Below are 17,094 nucleotides of genomic sequence, written 5' to 3'. Positions count from 1 at the left end.
CCTGAATTCCATAACCACTAGAGAGCAATTGTGGGGATCCTCGAGCGTCAGATGTTGTTGGAGCCGGAAATGACGGGCTCCAACACTGTTGCCATGCTTGAGCGCGGGACGAGCGCCCGGCGACGCACCGGTAAACCCTCACGGCCCAGTGCAAAGGTGCTCCTCCCCATATTTCTGGCCCTCGTCGTCGGGCTCTTGGTGTTGGTGGCTGCGCTCGGCTACCTCGGCGGGATGAGGTGGTTCATCATTAGTACTCCATCCATGGGGGAGGCAGCACCGGTGGGGACTCTCATTGTTACAGCGCCTGTGGATCTGGCTGACCTCGAGGTGGGGGACATTGTCACGTTCCGCCCGCCGCCCGCACCGAGCCAGGTGTACACGCACCGGGTTGAGGCCGCGGCGGAGGGCGGCGGCCTGCACACGCGAGGCGACATCAACGGCGCCGCCGATCCGTGGATACTCCATGAAAACGATATTGTGGGCGAAGCTCAGAGCGTGCTTCCGGGGGTCGGTTGGCTGATCCGTGCTCTGCCTATGGTGCTCGTTGGTTCCTGTCTCCTGTGGTTTCTGACGCGGCTGGTTTCTGATGCCGGTCAACGGACAGCGTGGCGCATTCTCGGACTGTCCTTGGTTGTGTCGATCCCGGCAGTGGTGCTCCGGCCGTTTGTTGGACTGGACGTCCTGACCACGAGGGCGCAAGAGGGCGGTGTAGAGGTGACCGCCGTTTCCACTGGCATGTTGCCCATCTCTGTGGAGGCGAACGGCGGAACCAGTACACAGCTGGTCAGCGGGGAAGTGGGCACCGTCTTAGTACCCTCATTGACGGAGAGCGGTGAGTACCATCTGGCGTCGTCCTTGGATTTGGGCCCTGCTGGTTGGGCGGTGCTTGCCGTGGTCTGCGTGGTTCCCCTCTTGTGGTGTCTCGTTGTTGGTCTTCCACCGGTCGCTGAAGAAGATGCCGACACCCACGGAGCTACCGAAGGGACTGCGGCATGATTCTTATCGGAGTCGAGAAAAGAAGCCGTGCTCTGGGAATGGTCACTCTCGCGCTCGCTCTGGTGCTGTGCCTGACTGCCCAGCTGATGCCGTCGAGCTCGGCGGGGTTCACCGCCAAGGTCACGAATAGCGCAAACACTGCGGCCAGTAATCCGTACTTCACGTGCAATGCGGCGGTCCTGGCAAAGAGTCCGTACCTCTATTACAAGTTCGATAACACCCAAAATATCGGTCTCGACAGTTCGGGAACTGGCCGTAACGGACAGTACTACAGGGGCGGATCCGGTAGCATCACTGCGGGCACCACCACCAGCGACGACGCATGCTCGCGTGATGGTCTGGGGAAGTGGATTCAGCTCTATGATTACGGTTCCAAAACGCAGAACGATCAGAACTACGGTCTGATTTCCTCGGGGGCAGTCACCCCGCCCAATACGTTCACCATCGAGATCTGGTTCAAGACCACCACAACCAGGGGCGGCAGGATTTTCGGCCTGAGCCGTTCACTCACCGGCGTCTCCTATGTAGACCGCCACATCTATCTGGATAACCAGGGGCGCGTGTACTTTGGCGTCTATCCCGGTTCCTACAAAACTATCTACAGTTTCGCCAGCTTCAATGACAACACATGGCATATGGCCACGGGCACGCTCTCCAGCGCAGGCATGTGCTTATACGTTGATGCAGTGCGGATGACCTGCATTCCAAACGTCACGCAGGCAGATAATACTTTTAGCACCGGATACTGGCGCGTAGGTAGCGATTCGGTAAGGGACTGGCCTGGATTTCCCTCCAGCGACGCATTCGGCGGCAACGTTGATGAAGCTGCCGTCTACTTATCGGCGCTGACCGCGGCGCAGATCCAAGCACACTATATCGCCGGCCGCTGAGTCTACTGCGTGACCCTACCGGATACTCCGGCCCGGCGTCGTGCATTAGCCCTGCTCAAGACGGCAATGACCGCCACGAGGACAAACGTGGACAACAGCTGGATTCGAGTGGTTTCCGCAAGGAAACCGATGGTTAGGATCCCCACCAGCAGGGCGACGCCGAGATAGGACAATGCGGGGAATGCTGCCATTCGCATGGGGAGCTCGGTTCCGTCGCGGTCAGCGCGCCGACGGAGGATGATCTGAGAGATCAGTGCCGACCCCCAGACCACCAGGCAGGTGGAGCCCACGATGTTGAGCAGAAGTGGAAGCACCATTTCAGGGAAGAGAAGCTCAAGCCCGGTGGCCATGAACCCAAAGACCACTGATGCAAGGACCGCTGCGACGGGCACGTTCAGACGGTTGCGTCGGCTGAGGAAGACAGGCGCTTCGGTGCGTTCTGACAGCGAGAAGATCATCCGGGATGCGCCATAGAGATTGGCGTTCAGCGCTGAGAGGAGCGCGACGACGGCCACGAGGGTGATCGCTGTGTCTGCGCCTGGAATCGATGCGATAGACAGTACAGCCGCGAACGGTGAACTGAGCGCATCTGAGGTCCAGGGCACCACCATGACAATGACGAATACGGAACCGATGTAGAACACCATGATCCGCCAGACGACTGTGCGGACGGCACTGCGGACGCTGCGTGAGGGGTCTTCAGTTTCTGCAGCCGCCACACTGACGATTTCTGTGCCGCCGAACGCGAAGACCACCACGAGCAGGCCTGCGGCGATACCGCCTATTCCTGCGGGGGCAAAGCCGTCGCCGCCGAACAGGTTGGAGAATCCCGGAGAGGGAACGTCCGGCAACAGTCCGAGGATAAGCGCCGCGCCGATGCCCAGGAAAATGACAATGGCGGCCACTTTCAGGATGGCGAACCAGAACTCAAATTCGCCGAAGTTCTTCACCCCCAAAAGGTTGACGGCGGTGAAGAGAATCATGAAGATCAACGCCATGATGCCTGCGGGCATCACCGGCCAGATCCCCGCCAGCAGACCGGCGGCCCCGACGGCTTCCGCAGCGATGACAATGACCAGCTGGACCCACCAGAGCCAGCCGATGGTAGCTCCGGCGGTAGTGCCCATGGCTTTGGCGCAGTAAACGGAGAACGCACCGCTGTTGGGATTGGCAGCAGCCATTTCACCGAGCGCCTGCATCACAATGATGATCAGCGTTCCAGCGATGAGGTACGCGATCAGGACGGCTGGCCCTGCTGCCTGAACGCCGACACCTGCTCCCAGAAACAGGCCTGCGCCAATGGCGCTGCCGAGCCCCATCATGATGAGCTGTCGGGGCTTCATGGATCCACTGTTGGTGGATTGCGGCGACGACTCCACGACGCCGGTCGTTTCCGGATTGTTCAGGGAGCTCGTGGTCATGTGCCGCACTTTCGACAAAGGATTGTGTTGGTCATCCATAGTGGGCGGCCCCAGTGACCCTAAACACTGCTCCGGTCTTCGTGCAAATCGTGACGGAGGTCATAACCACTCTGTACAAAAGAAGTAGTCCATGTGAGGTCACTCTGTACACTTTGACTTACGTGGAACCGGCTAGGTGTCTGTTCCCTCGAGGAGGACCATGGAGATCGACCAGCTCGATGCACGCATCATCACGCTTTTCACCGATGACCCCCGGATGAGCGTTCTTGAAGCCTCACGCTTATTGAAAGTTGCCCGGGCCACGGTGCAGTCGCGCCTTGACCGCATGCAGAGGTCTGGCGTCATTTCCGGGTGGGGGCCTCGCGTGGATCCGGTGGCGCTTGGATACAACGTGGTGGCCTACTGCGCTCTGGCCATCCGCCAAGACAAGGGGCACGACGCCGTCGCCGAGGCGCTGGAGAAGATCCCTGAGATTCAAGAAATCCATACGGTGTCCGGAGAAAGTGACCTGATGGCGCGGGTGGCAGCGCGGTCCAATTCAGACCTTCAGCGGGTCATTGACTCCATTATTGCCACCGACACCATTGTGCGGTCCTCTACTGTCATTGTTCTCAATACCCATTTTGATGGACGCACTCTTCCACTGACTCAGGCGGCGGCGGGTCTGGACCCTCGGTAGAGACGGGGTGCGGTGAACAAGCCGCTATGTTTTTAGATTAACGAATAGTCCCAAAAGTGAGTTATGGTCATACTGACCGTTACTAGCGGCGTGAAAGCGCCGTCCCTCCTTCGACAGGGTTCCCGTGTTCACCAGCGCCAACGTCTCGGAGCGCCGCCAGGCTACTCCTGGCCTGGCGATCTCCACGGTGATCTTCGCGCTGCGTCCCAGCACCGGTTCAGGAAGGCCCACTTTGTGGCTCCCGCTGGTCCGCCGTGTACGCCAGCCGCACCTGAAGATGTGGGCGTTGCCGGGCGGGCCCCTGGGCCACGACGAGTCGCTCTCAGATGCAGCGGCGCGGAATCTCGCGGACACCACAGGTCTCTCTCCACGGTATCTCGAACAGCTCTACGCCTTTGGGGGTCTTGACCGCTCACCGGGGCAGCGGCTGGTCTCCATCGTCTACTGGGCGCTGCTTCAGCAGGACATCGCCGCTCTGGCGCAAGAATCCGAGAACGTGCGGTGGTTTAGAGCAGATGATCTGGACGAGCTGGCGTTCGATCACAACGAGATTGTCCGCTATGCATTGTGGCGGCTACGCAACAAAATGGAGTACGGCTCAATAGCGTATAACTTCCTTGGCCCCACGTTCACGCTGGCACAGGTGCGGGAAGTGTATGAGGCAGTCCTGAACCGGCCGCTGGATCCGGCAAACTTTCGCCGGCAGCTCCGCGCCACAGTAGATATCGAACCCACGGACGAGTTCCTTCAAGGCGGTCGACACCGACCGCCGCGCCTGTACCGCTATACCGGCAGTGACCCCGCAGAAACACCCTCTGACACGAATTCCGTTCCATCCACCACCGAAAGCGAACATCGGAGCAACTCATGAGCAGCGTCAACACCGCCGTGCAGCTGATCACACGTCAAGAAGCAGAACAAAACCTTGAGAGCCGGGCATCAGCCGGAACCTGTAGCCCCGAGCTAGCCTCGGCTCCCTGGAACTTCGACGACGGTGCGCCGTCCTATGGTCCGGGGGCGTCGGTGGCGGATGCCATTCCCTCGACCACCCCCAGACAGGGGAGCCTCCCTCAGGAGTACCGGGACGCGCACGACGACGAACTCCACCACCGCATCATGGCGGCGAAGGAAGCGCTCGGGGACAGGGTGGTCATGCTCGGCCACTTCTACCAGCGTGATGAAGTGGTCCGTTACGCAGATTTCGTGGGGGACTCCTTCCAGCTCGCCCGTGCCGCGACCGAGCGCACCGAGGCCGAGGCAATCGTCTTCTGCGGGGTGCACTTCATGGCTGAGACCGCGGACCTGCTATCACAGGAAGACCAGGCGGTCATCCTGCCCAATCTGGCTGCGGGTTGCTCCATGGCGGACATGGCGGACATAGATTCTGTAACCGAATGCTGGGAGCAACTCGAAGACGTCTTTGGCACTGAGCCCGATGCGGATGGCCGTGTGCCGGTCATACCCGTGACATACATGAACTCCTCCGCCGCGCTCAAGGGTTTCTGCGGCGAACACGGCGGAATAGTATGTACCTCGTCCAACGCCTCAACGGTCCTTGAATGGGCCTTCGAGCGCGGACAGCGCGTCCTGTTCTTCCCTGATCAGCATCTGGGCCGCAACACAGCCAAGGCCATGGGCGTGCCGCTGGAACAGATGCCCATGTGGAATCCGCGGAAGGCGCTGGGTGGCAACTCAGAAGAGGGCCTGCAGGATTCCCGCGTCATTCTCTGGCATGGCTTCTGCTCCGTTCACAAGCGCTTCACAGTGGCCCAGATCGAGAAGGCGCGCAAGGACTTCCCGGATGTCCGTGTCATTGTGCACCCCGAGTGCCCCATGCCCGTGGTGGATGCCGCCGATGAATCCGGTAGTACCGACTACATCCGCAAAGCTATTGCAGCAGCAGCGCCCGGAACCACCTTTGCGGTGGGCACCGAAATCAACATGGTCAACCGTCTTGCTGCCGAACATCCCGAACACACCATCTTCTGTCTAGATCCAGTCATCTGCCCGTGCTCCACTATGTACCGCATCCACCCTGGCTACCTCGCGTGGGTTCTGGAAGGACTGGTTCGTGGAGAAGTCCTCAACCAGATCAAGGTCCCGGATGCCGTAGCCGGTCCTGCACGAACGGCACTGGAACGGATGTTGGCGGCGAAGCCATGAACCCAGCGGGTCACCCGGAGGACCTTCTGATCGCCGGTACCGGGATTGCGGGTCTCCACGCTGCCCTGTGTGCTGTCCGCATGCTTCCGAGCACGGCGATCACGCTGGTCACCAAATCGTCGTTGCAGCAGAGCAACACCTGGCACGCCCAGGGCGGAATAGCAGCAGTCCTTCCCCAGGGGCAATGCGCCACGGGGGATAGCTGGCAGGCGCACAGCGATGACACCGTTCGGGCCGGGGCATCAACGGCGAACACCGAGGCAGTAGATGCACTCTGCAGCGACGCCGCGGCGCGTATCCAGTCGCTGCTCACTGAAGGTGTTCGGCTGGACCGGGAAGCCGACGGCCGCCTCTGCCTCACCAGGGAAGCAGCCCATTCAGCGCCGCGGATCCTGCATTGCGGTGGCGACGCCACCGGAAAAGGCATAGCTTCTGCATTGATTGACGCCGTCCTCGCTGAACCCCGCATCACCGTTCTCGATGATGCGTTCCTTATCGACGTCGTCGTGAGGCAAGGAAAAGTTACTGGTGCAACCGTTCTGATGGGGGGATCGGAACAGCATCTCGCGGCCGACGCCGTTGTGCTCGCGACGGGCGGGGCCGGCCAACTGTATGAACACAACACGAATCCGGACGTAGCCACAGCCGACGGCGTTGCTATCGCCTGGCGGGCGGGCGCCGCCCTGACGGACCTGGAATTCTTCCAGTTCCACCCGACGTCGCTCGATGTGCCCGGCAACCCCCTGATCTCTGAAGCACTGCGCGGGGAGGGAGCTGTTCTCCTTGACGCGGCCGGCGAACGGTTCATGACCGGCTACCACCCTGACGCGGAGCTTGCACCACGCGACGTCGTCTCACGATCCATCATGCGTCACCTCCAACGGACCGGAGAACGCAACGTCTTCCTCGACGCACGCGCACTTGACCGAGGCCGCCCCGAGTACCTCGCGGAAAGATTCCCCACGCTGGCCAGGCTCACCTCGGATCATGGCTTTGACTGGACGTCGGAGCCAATTCCAGTAGTGCCTGCCGCGCACTACTGGATGGGCGGCGTACGCACCGACCTGTTTGGGCGCACCTCGCTGGAAGGGCTCTACGCCGTGGGGGAGACTGCCTGCACCGGAGTTCACGGCGCGAATCGTCTTGCCTCAAACTCGCTACTGGAGGGCCTAGTCTTCGCCGAGCGCGCCATCACGGCCATGGCCGCGGGCACTTCGGGTGGTCTTGGCAGTGCTGCTGGCGCCCCCATGACAGGCGTCTGGCCGCTAGCCGACGTCGGCCTCCGCGAACTCCCCACGGCCGCAACCGAGCCGTTCACCCGTGCAGAACTACAGCGTCTGATGTGGGAGAAGGCAGGCGTGATCCGGGACAGCGCCGGCCTCAGAACAGCATCCAAACAGCTTGCCACCTGGTCCAGCCTCCACCACGGCACCAGACACGTCACCGACTACGAGGACGAAAACCTGCTGATAACTGCCCGCCTCCTGGTTGCCGCGGCCGCAAACCGTAGAGAATCCCTCGGAGCCCACTACCGAACCGACTTCCCCCTAGCACCGACTACGGACACCACCGAAACCGAAACCAGCCGACTCTACGCGAGGACCTCTGCATGAACCACCTCCAGCAACCCGACTCCGTGACCGTCCGGCGCATCGTCGAATCGGCGCTCGCGGAGGACTCACCATGGGGTGACATCACCTCCGAGACGCTCATCCCGATCGGCGCACAGGCTACGGCCAGATTGAGGGCGCGGGAGGCGGGCATCTTCTGTGGTGAAGCCGTGATCCGCACCTCCCTGGCGTTGGTTCACCCAGAGGTACAGGTGGAGTTTCTGGTGAACGACGGCGACAGGTTCGCCTCGGGCGCCGAGCTGGCGGTGATCAGCGGAGACGCACGCGCCATCCTGCGGGCCGAGCGCATTGCGCTCAATCTGGCCCAGCGGCTCAGCGGTATCGCCACGCTCACCGCTGAGTTCGTCGCTGCTATAGAAGGCACCGCAGCCAGGATTGTTGATACGCGCAAGACGACCCCCGGTTTGCGCGTCCTGGAACGTTTCGCTGTGCGCTGCGGTGGCGGTCACAATCACAGGTTCAGTCTTTCCGATGCCGTGATGGCCAAGGACAACCACTTGGCGATCCTGACCGCCGGTGGAGGGGATCTGACGCAGGAGCTTATAGCGGCCAGAGGGCGCCTGCCACACACCGTCCACTTTGAGGTAGAGGTGGACCGGCTCGATCAGGTGGAACCTGTCCTGGCAGCAGGCGTAGACACGATCATGTTGGATAACTTCTCCCTCGATGACCTGGTCAAGGGCGTGGACCTCATCGATGGCCGCGCGATCGTCGAAGCCAGTGGCAACGTCCGCCTGGAGACCGTTGGCGCGATTGCGCGAACCGGCGTCGACGTCATCTCCTCGGGCGCGCTGACGCATAGTGCTCCAGCGCTGGACCTTGGCCTCGATATCGAAATCCGCACCCCGGCCATCCCATGATCTATCTCGATGCCGCGGCAACATCCCCGCCCCGCAAGGCAGTCCTTGAGGCCATTTGGCCGCTGATGACGGGCGACTTCGGCAATCCCGCGAGTTCACATTCGCTGGGGGAATCCGCAGCACGTGCAGCTGAGTACGCGCGGACGACGGCGGCCCAGGTCCTGGGGTGCCGTCCGGGAGAGCTGGTGTTCACCTCCGGCGGTACCGAGGCAAACAATCTGGCCATTAAGGGAATGGCGCTGGCCCGACCCGCCGGAAAGCACTTGGTGACGTCGGCTGTTGAGCATCCGTCGGTGCTGGAGAGCATCGATTACCTGCGGGAGCACCACGGGTTCCACATCTCGGTCCTGCCCGTTGATGAGGATGGACTGGTGGCTCCTGCGGACCTTGAGGCAGCGCTGACCCCACAGACAACACTGTGCAGCATCATGTACGCCAATAATGAGGTAGGCACCATCCAACCAGTCGCCGAGCTCGCGCGGATCTGTGCCGAGTACGATGTGCCGTTTCACACGGACGCTGTCCAGGCTGCTGGCTGGCTGCCACTTGATGTCGCTGCCCTCGGAATCGATTCGCTCTCGATTTCCGGGCACAAACTCGGGGCCCCGAAAGGCTGCGGTTTGCTGTATGTCAAGGGCCGACGTCGGTTGCAACCGCAGATCCACGGCGGCGGACAGCAGCGGGGGAAACGTTCAGGAACGGAGAATGTGGCGGGTGCCGTTGCCGTCGGCACTGTTCTGAAACTGGCGGAGGCTGACCGTGCATCCGCAGTGGAGACCGCGGTGGTACTTCGCGACCATCTCATCGAAACCGTGCAGCGTGATGTACCCGAGGCGATCCTCACGGGGCATCGTTCGTTGCGCCTGCCCGCGCACGCATCGTTCTGTTTCCCCGGTACCAGCGGGGAATCGGTCCTGCTCGAGCTGGACCGAGCCGGCGTCGTCTGCTCCAGTGGATCCGCCTGCGCGGCTGGCTCTGATGAGCCATCCACAGTACTCACGGCCATGGGGTTCAGCCGTGACGTTGCCCAGACTGCGGTCAGACTGACGTTCGACTCTGGGATGCGGGAAAAGGAGATGTCGCGGGCCGCACGGGCCGTGGGACAGGCAGTGGCCGCCGTCAAACGGTTGGGGTTGCCTCAGCAGTAGTTGACGCCGGTCAGCTCTTCGCTCCGCTTCCACAACCGGTGAGCAATTTCTTCATCCAGCACAGCCGGTGAGGGTGCAACCAGAGTTGCTGTGCCGCGAAGTTCGCCGGGTCCGCTGGGGCCGTAGTAGTCGCCTCCCTGAACATCTGCGCCTGTAGCGGCGTAGAGCGTGGGCAAGCACGCTGCTGCGGCGGGCTGACCCATGGCCGCGAATACTCCTCCGAGCAGGTCCAAGGCTCCTCGGTGACCGCCACGTTTGGTGAGGTTCGTTCCCGAGACTCCCGGGTGAGCCGCGATCGAGATGACGTCCGTACCCTTTGTGCGCAGCCAGCGCTCAAGCTCTGTAGCGAAATACAGGTTTGCCAGCTTGCTCTGGGAATACGCCCGCCACCGACGATAGCCTTTCTCAGAGTTGAGGTCCTCGAAGCGGATCTTCCCGCGGCGGTGCGCAATGCTGGACAGGGTGACCACTCGCGGCACCGAACCGGCACGGAGCTGGTCCATCAAAAGCCCGGTCAGCGCGAAGTGGCCCAGATGGTTCACCCCAAACTGCATCTCGAAGCCGTCGTGTGTTCGGCTAAGTGGCGGCGCCATCACTCCAGCGTTGTTGATCAAGACGTCCACCGGTTGTTTCACACGCCCGGCGAAGTTACGGATACTCTCCAGGCTGGAGAGGTCCAACGCGACCGTGTTGCAGGTCTGGTTTCCGGTTCGTTCCTGAACCATGCGCAGTGCGGTCTCTGCCTTATCCGGGTTCCTGCAGGCCATCGTGACCACTGCACCAGAACCAGCCAACGCCAAGGAGGTCTGGAGACCGATTCCACTATTTGCACCGGTGACGATGACACGACGGCCGGAAATACTGGGGATCGGAGTCCATGTGATCGGGGGAAGATCAAGGTGGGGTCTATTCGTCTGGCTGGGACGCATATGCTCAGGCTCCATCGACGCTGCGTCGCAACTTGTCCGTGAGTCGCTGCAGCTCCCGGAGCTCTTCCGATGTCAGCGCGGGTTCGAGTAGGCTTCGGATCCGCTTGACGTGCACTCGGCCCATGGAGCGCTGAAGCGCCCGGCCCGCATCCGTCAGGGAGAGCTCAACGCCGCGATGGTCAGAGGCCGCCGCCCGACGCATAACAAGCCCACGAGCTTCGAGCCGGTCCAGCATCCGGCTGAGACTGGGTTGACTCAGGAGTAGGTGCTCGTTCAGGTCTTTCAGCCGCGTCCAGCCGGTAGGGCATCGGGTCAGGTTGAACATCACGTCGTACTCGCGCATGGTGAGTTGCTTGAAGTCTGGGTCACTTTGTAGTTGACGCATGACGGACACCTGAGTCCGGAACAGCGACTCCCACGTGTCGGTGCTCAAGTGGGCATCGTGTTCAGTGTGTGCTGGCATCGTTGCTGCTTTCTGCCGCTGCCCGCGCGGCCTTGCGGTTGTCATGGGTGGGGCTTGCCGGCACATGAGCAGGCGTTCTGTTGGCGAACTCCTTGCGCAGGACGGGGAGGACTTCTTCGCCGAATAGGTCCAATTGCTCAAGGACGGTCTTCAGCGGCAAGCCCGCATGGTCCACCAGGAAGAGTTGCCGCTGGTAGTCGCCGAAGTACTCGCGGAAGGTCAGCGTCTTTTCAATGATTTCCTGAGGGCTGCCAACGGTCAACGGCGTCTGCGAAGTGAATTCTTCCATGGACGGACCGTGTCCGTACACCGGCGCGTTGTCGAAGTACGGACGGAACTCGCGGACGGCGTCCTGAGAGTTGCGTCGCATGAAGAATTGCCCTCCCAGACCAACGATGGCCTGTTCGGCAGTTCCGTGTCCGTAGTGGGCGTAGCGGCTGCGGTATAGCTCAATGAGCTGTTGGTAATGCTCTTTTGGCCAAAAAATGTTGTTGGCGAAGAATCCATCGCCGTAGTAGGCAGCGATTTCTGCAACCTGCGGCGTCCGGATGGAGCCGTGCCAGACAAACGGTGCAATCCCGTCCAGGGGGCGGGGAGTGGAGGTAAAGTTCTGCAACGGTGTTCTGAATTGTCCCTGCCAGTCCACGGTGTCCTCATCCCAGAGGCGTCGGAGCAGGTTGTAGTTTTCAATCGTCAGGTCAACGCTGTCCTGCATTTTGCGGCCGAACCATGGGTAGACGGGAGCGGTATTGCCCCGTCCAAGAATGATGTCGGTGCGTCCATCCGAGAGGTGCTGGAGCATCGCGAAGTCTTCGGCGATCTTCACGGGGTCGTTGGTGGTGATCAGCGTCGTCGATGTGGACAGAATGATCCGCTCTGTCTGCGCCGCTATGTACCCGAGCATGGTGGTCGGGGAGCTGGGAACGAACGGGGGATTGTGATGTTCGCCGGTTGCAAAGACATCGAGACCAACCGCTTCGGCGTGCCGTGCAATGGTGACCATTGCCTTGATGCGCTCATGTTCTGTCGGTGTCTGGTTCGTCGTGGGATCTGTTGTGACATCTCCTACGCTGAAAATACCTATCTGCATGGCCATGCCTCCTGATTTACATGCATTTGCATCTATACCTCTGGAGAAACAGTAGGATCGCCGGGATTGTTCCCTGAACCGGGCATCGACTCAGGCAGCGTTCTGCCTGCGCTCACGACGACCCTCCAGTAACCGGTACAACACGGGAACCAGAACCAGGGTAAGAGCAGTCGAGGAGACCAAGCCGCCAATGACCACAATGGCCAGTGGCTGGGAAATAAAGCCGCCCTCACCGGTCAAGCCCAGAGCCATCGGGACCAGGGCGAAAACGGTGGCCAGCGCCGTCATGAGGATGGGACGCAATCTTTGACGTGCACCTCGTTCCACGGCTTCCGCGACGGTCATGGCCCCCACGCCATCGTGAGGCTGTCTGTACTGGTTGATCAAGTCGATCAGAACAATTGCATTCGTCACCACAATGCCCACCAGCATCAGCATGCCAATCAGCGATGGCAGTCCCAGCGGAACCTGCGTGATGACCAACAGCGCGATAGCCCCAGTCGCCGCAAATGGAACAGAAACCAACAGAATCAACGGTTGCAGCAGGGACTTGAATGTTGCGACCATGATGACGTAGACAATGGCGACGGCGGCCAGTAACGCTAGGTAAAGCTGCCCGAACGAATCAGCCTGCTGCTCCGCTGCACCGCCAACCTCAGCTGTTGCTCCAGGCGGAAGATCCAACGTCTCGACCCGCTCCGCAACCGCGGAACTGAGACTGCCTAGATCATCTTCTGCCGGGGTGATCGAAATTCTAGCCGTGCGCTCTCCGTTGGCACTGGTGATCGACAACGGAACAGAGACCTGCTCCACTTCAGCAACGTCCGTCAGCGGCACCGGTCCGGCCGGGGTCGGTAGGGTCAATGCCTTCAACTGCTCCAGGCTGTCCGGCTCCACGCCCTTGCCCACGAGCACGGGGTAGTCGGTGACCTCGAGTCGCAGCGTACCTGCGGGAATGGGGCTGAGAGTACTAGCAGTCAAGGACGAGATCTGCTCTTCATTGAGCCCGGCCGCAACGGCCTTCTTGCGGTCCACCCGGATTTGGACCAGCGGTTGACCCTCAGCAAGGTTGCTCGAGACTTCACTGGCACCAGGGAGACCTTCCATCTGGTTCAGCATCTGATCCGAAGCCTTGCGCAGAATGTCCGAAGAGGGAGCGCTGACGTTGACATCGATGGTGCTGCTCATGCCAAAACCGCCGCCACTGGCTGAAACGAGCACGTCTCCGGCGGCGCCGCTGTCCTTAATCTTTTCCCGGACTCTGTTCTGCAGCGCCTCTTGATCAGAGTCGGCATTGGTGATGACGGTGAACGACGCCGTTGAAGCACCTGCCGCCAGCGAGGAGCCAATGAGGTCCGTGGAGTTGCCGATAGTCAGCTGCACGTCCTCGATGCCCTCTATTGAGCCGAGAAGTTTCTCCGTCGCTTTTGCCTCGTCGAGGGTGTACTCAAGGCTGGAACCAGGCTCCAGTGTCTGAGTGATACTCATGCTGTTCTGGCCGGTATTGCCCAACAGGTTGGTCTGCATGAGCGGGGTCATCGCGACTGTAGCGATCAGCACCAGAGCACCAGCCACCAGTGTCCAGACCGGATGCTTCTGCGTGCGGCGGAGAATGGGCAGATACCCACGCTGCAGCAGCGAACGCTGTTCCCGCTCCTCGGCCTCATCGCGCGATAAGGGAGCCGCATGGGCATGCCCCTTACTGCGTAGGAACCAATACGCAAGAACGGGCACGATGGTCAACGCAACCGCGAGTGAAGCCAGCAGCGCGATGGTCACTGTGAGGGCGAACGGGCGGAAAAGTTCTCCGGCCAGGTCCCCAACGAAAGCAATGGGGGCGAACACGGCCACAGTAGTCAGGGTGGAGGCTGTGATGGCGCCAGAGACTTCTCTGACAGCAGTCAGAATAGCGGCGCCCTTTTCTTCTCCATAGGACAAATGCCGCTTGATGTTCTCGATCACCACAATGGAGTCATCCACCACTCGGCCGATAGCAATCGTCAGAGCGCCCAGCGTGAGAATGTTCAGTGAGAACCCAACGGTGTAGAGGCCTATGAACGTTATGAGCAATGACAGGGGAATGGAGATCGCAGTCACGATCGTGGAGCGCACTGACATCAAGAAGACCAAAATCACCAACACGGCGAACCCGAGTCCCAAGAGACCCTCCGTGGTCAGGTCTTCGATGGACTTCTCGATGAAGGGAGCCTGATCGAAGACCACAGTGATGTTGGCCCCGCTGCCCAACTCTTCTTCGAGCTGGTTCAGCAAGTCCGTCACTTCATGCGAAATCGTGACGGTGTCGCCGTCCGGGGTTTTGGTGACCGAAAGCGCGAGGGTCTCCTCGCCGTTTGTCCGGGTGATGGAGGCTGGGTCATCATTTTCAAGAGAGACTGATGCCAGCTCGCCCAGCGGCACCGGTCCATTCTCACCGGGCAGCGGAAGGGCACGCACATCATCGAGGGACTCAATCGGGCTGCCGATCTGGATTGTCAACGCCTTCTCGCCAGTGTCCAGGACGCCGACCGGAATCAGGGACCCATTCTTCTCCAGGGCATCAAGGACGTCCGGGGTCGTCAAGCCCGCAGCCGTCAATTTAGCCTGATCTGGGAGCACCGCGATATGACGGGTTGTGCCACCGGTGACCTCTGCGCTGCGGACGCCGTCGATCTTCTGAAGACGGGGGATCGTCAGCCGCTCGAGGTCACTTTTGAGCTCACTCAGCGACTGATCCGAGGACACCGCCATGAAGACAATCGGAAGGTCACTGATGCTGCCAGCCAGAGCATTGGGGGCTACATCTTCCGGTAGTGCCTGCTCAGCAGTCGAAATGGCGCGATCCACCTGGCCGCGTGCGCGGTCCAAATCAGTACCGTAGGCAAAAGTCAGGCTGACAGTGGAAATTCCTGTCCGCGACGTACTGGACGAGGATTCGAGTCCCTCGACGGCGTTGAGGGCACTTTCGAGCGGCTCACTGACTTGCTTGTCAACCACCTCAGGCGATGCCCCCGGCATAGCCGAAATGACCGTGATCTGCGGGAACTCAAGAGACGGGATGAGCTCCTGTTTGAGCGAACCCATGGTGATCACACCAAAGACAGCAGCAAACACGGTGATCAAGGCAATAAGTGCCCTGTTGGCCAGCGAAAGCTTTGCCAGTCTGAACATCGGACCGCCTCACAGGAAAAGACTGACTCCGGACACTGGTGTGGCCCGCAGGAAAACTACGAAAGGTTGAGCACTTTACCCGTGTGAGCAATAATCTCGTCCGCCAGCGACTCATTTTCATTGAGCTTGACGTCGTAGCCAGGGATCATTTCCCGGAGCTTGGGCTCCCAAGCATCCATGTGCTTCGGGAAACACCGCTTCAGGAGGTCCACCATGATTGGTGCTGCCGTTGAAGCTCCGGGAGAGGCACCGAGCAGTGCGCCTATGGAACCATCAGCGGAGGTGATGACTTCCGTGCCGAACTGAAGAATTCCGCCCTTCTTGGCATCCTTCTTGATGACCTGGACACGCTGACCGGCAGTGATCAGATCCCAGCGATCGGCGTTGGCTGACGGGAAGAACGCCCGAAGCGCATCGTTCTTTGCGTTGCGGGTCTTCAGGACTTCCGTCACCAGATATTTGACCAGGCCAAGATTATCCTTGGCTACCGCCAGCATGGGAACGAGGTTCGATGGCCGAACCGACGTCGGCAGGTCGAGGAAGGATCCGTTCCGGAGGAACTTCGTGGAGAACCCGCCATAGGGACCGAACAGCAGAGAACGCTCGCCATTGACGAAACGGGTGTCCAGGTGAGGCACTGACATGGGCGGCGCACCGACGCCGGCCAGCCCATAGACCTTGGCGTTGTGCTGGTCAACCACGTCCGGGTTGGTGCACCGAAGAAACTGGCCGGAGACAGGGAAGCCGCCGAAGCCGCGGCCCTCGGGAATTCCCGAACGCTGGAGCAGATGCAGCGCTCCACCACCAGCGCCGACAAAGACGAACTTGGCATGGACAGTGCGCTTTTCACCGCTGGCCCGATTCTTGACTTTTACGTTCCACCCGCCCGAGGAGGAGCGCTCCAGATCATCAACGTCATGACCGAAGTTCAGATCTACGCCTGATGTACCGAGATAGGAGGTGAGCTCCCGCGACAGTGCGCCAAAATCGACGTCGGTTCCTCCGACGACTCGTGAGCCGGCCACGCGCTGGGATGGGTCGCGGTCCTTCATGACCAACGGTGTCCAGTCGGCCAGGGTCGCATGGTCTTCCGAGTGCTCAATGGTCTTGAACAGGGGCTGAGAGCGAAGCGCCTCAAACCTGCGTTGCAGGTACTCAGCTTGCCAATCGCCCCAGACAAAACTCATGTGTGGCAAAGGATTGATGAAGTTACGTGCTGGCCCAATATGGCCTTTGGAGATGAGATGGGACCAGAACTGGCGGGATACATGGAACTGCTCGTTGATCTTGACCGCTTTGGCCGGATCGACGCTACCGTCCTTGGCCGCGGGCGTGTAATTGAGTTCACACAGAGCCGAATGGCCGGTGCCTGCGTTATTCCACGGATCCGAGCTTTCCAGACCAGCCTGATCCAGGCGCTCAAAAAGCGAGATGCTCCAATCGGGCTGCAACTGCTTCAGGAAGGTCCCCAGCGTGGCACTCATGATGCCGCCGCCAATTAGTACTACATCAACGTTCTCAGCGGCGTGGTCCGTCGCAATATTCGCAGTCAACTTCTATCTCCACTCGCAAGGGTGCTGGCTTCGAAAGCTTATCGCGCCCTCGATCGCATGGGTAATCTCAGTATCGGGTTCAGCTGGGTTTTCGCTGCGGAAG

General features: G+C 60.6%; 14 protein-coding genes. 8 read left to right on the top strand and 6 right to left on the bottom strand.

Features of this window, described 5'->3' with window-relative positions; translation table 11 throughout:
* Positions 1–30: 30 nt before the first annotated feature.
* Together JOE65_RS10900 and JOE65_RS10895 are read left to right on the top strand one after the other, a co-directional pair.
* The gene (locus tag JOE65_RS10900; protein ID WP_205163221.1) at positions 31–996 is read left to right on the top strand and encodes a S26 family signal peptidase; all 966 of its coding nucleotides are present in this window, start codon (positions 31–33) and stop codon (positions 994–996) included.
* Positions 993–1,886 carry a LamG domain-containing protein gene (locus JOE65_RS10895; RefSeq protein ID WP_205163220.1) on the top strand — a complete coding sequence of 298 codons (894 nt, stop codon included), beginning with the start codon at positions 993–995 and terminating at the stop codon, positions 1,884–1,886. Before JOE65_RS10900 ends, JOE65_RS10895 begins: the two co-directional genes overlap by 4 nt.
* 2 nt (positions 1,887–1,888) lie before the next feature.
* Here the strand turns inward: JOE65_RS10895 and JOE65_RS10890 are convergent, their stop codons facing one another.
* Entirely contained in the window at positions 1,889–3,307 is a 1,419-nt protein-coding gene (locus tag JOE65_RS10890; RefSeq protein WP_420827503.1) for an amino acid permease, read from the bottom strand.
* A 199-nt stretch (positions 3,308–3,506) separates the two neighbouring features.
* On the opposite strand from JOE65_RS10890, the gene JOE65_RS10885 reads away from it, so the two are divergent.
* The 6 genes from JOE65_RS10885 to JOE65_RS10860 all read left to right on the top strand — a co-directional run bounded on the left by JOE65_RS10885 (position 3,507) and on the right by JOE65_RS10860 (position 9,788).
* Positions 3,507–3,986, top strand: coding sequence for an Lrp/AsnC family transcriptional regulator (locus JOE65_RS10885; RefSeq protein ID WP_205163219.1), 480 nt, complete (start codon positions 3,507–3,509; stop codon positions 3,984–3,986).
* A gap of 124 nt (positions 3,987–4,110) precedes the next feature.
* Positions 4,111–4,857 (top strand): NUDIX hydrolase, encoded by a 747-nt coding sequence (locus JOE65_RS10880; RefSeq protein ID WP_205163218.1) that lies wholly within the window; start codon positions 4,111–4,113, stop codon positions 4,855–4,857.
* On the top strand, positions 4,854–6,149 hold the full coding sequence (nadA, locus tag JOE65_RS10875; protein ID WP_205163217.1) for a quinolinate synthase NadA: 1,296 nt from the start codon (positions 4,854–4,856) through the stop codon (positions 6,147–6,149). Before JOE65_RS10880 ends, nadA begins: the two co-directional genes overlap by 4 nt.
* On the top strand, positions 6,146–7,762 hold the full coding sequence (gene nadB, locus JOE65_RS10870) for an L-aspartate oxidase (RefSeq protein ID WP_205163216.1): 1,617 nt from the start codon (positions 6,146–6,148) through the stop codon (positions 7,760–7,762). The genes nadA and nadB overlap by 4 nt, the downstream gene beginning before the upstream one ends.
* Positions 7,759–8,640, top strand: a complete 882-nt coding sequence (gene nadC / locus JOE65_RS10865; protein WP_205163215.1) for a carboxylating nicotinate-nucleotide diphosphorylase — start codon at positions 7,759–7,761, stop codon at positions 8,638–8,640. Before nadB ends, nadC begins: the two co-directional genes overlap by 4 nt.
* Positions 8,637–9,788 (top strand): cysteine desulfurase family protein, encoded by a 1,152-nt coding sequence (locus tag JOE65_RS10860; RefSeq protein ID WP_205163214.1) that lies wholly within the window; start codon positions 8,637–8,639, stop codon positions 9,786–9,788. The genes nadC and JOE65_RS10860 overlap by 4 nt, the downstream gene beginning before the upstream one ends.
* Here JOE65_RS10860 and JOE65_RS10855 read toward each other — a convergent pair.
* The 5 genes from JOE65_RS10855 to JOE65_RS10835 form a co-directional block, all read right to left on the bottom strand.
* Positions 9,779–10,717 carry an oxidoreductase gene (locus JOE65_RS10855; protein WP_205163213.1) on the bottom strand — a complete coding sequence of 313 codons (939 nt, stop codon included), beginning with the start codon at positions 10,715–10,717 and terminating at the stop codon, positions 9,779–9,781. The genes JOE65_RS10860 and JOE65_RS10855 overlap by 10 nt on opposite strands.
* A 4-nt stretch (positions 10,718–10,721) precedes the next feature.
* Positions 10,722–11,180: a MarR family winged helix-turn-helix transcriptional regulator gene (locus JOE65_RS10850; RefSeq protein WP_205163212.1), complete on the bottom strand. Its 459-nt coding sequence runs from the start codon at positions 11,178–11,180 to the stop codon at positions 10,722–10,724.
* Positions 11,164–12,270 (bottom strand): LLM class flavin-dependent oxidoreductase, encoded by a 1,107-nt coding sequence (locus JOE65_RS10845; protein WP_205164163.1) that lies wholly within the window; start codon positions 12,268–12,270, stop codon positions 11,164–11,166. The genes JOE65_RS10850 and JOE65_RS10845 overlap by 17 nt, the downstream gene beginning before the upstream one ends.
* Positions 12,271–12,360: 90 nt before the next feature.
* On the bottom strand, positions 12,361–15,438 hold the full coding sequence (locus tag JOE65_RS10840) for an efflux RND transporter permease subunit (protein ID WP_205163211.1): 3,078 nt from the start codon (positions 15,436–15,438) through the stop codon (positions 12,361–12,363).
* A gap of 56 nt (positions 15,439–15,494) precedes the next feature.
* Positions 15,495–16,991 (bottom strand): malate:quinone oxidoreductase, encoded by a 1,497-nt coding sequence (locus JOE65_RS10835; protein ID WP_275587555.1) that lies wholly within the window; start codon positions 16,989–16,991, stop codon positions 15,495–15,497.
* Between the last annotated feature and the right edge of the window lie 103 nt (positions 16,992–17,094).

The organism is Arthrobacter roseus (genome assembly GCF_016907875.1).
GTDB lineage: Bacteria > Actinomycetota > Actinomycetes > Actinomycetales > Micrococcaceae > Arthrobacter_J > Arthrobacter_J roseus.
This window is presented reverse-complemented; position numbering and strand designations above follow the sequence as displayed.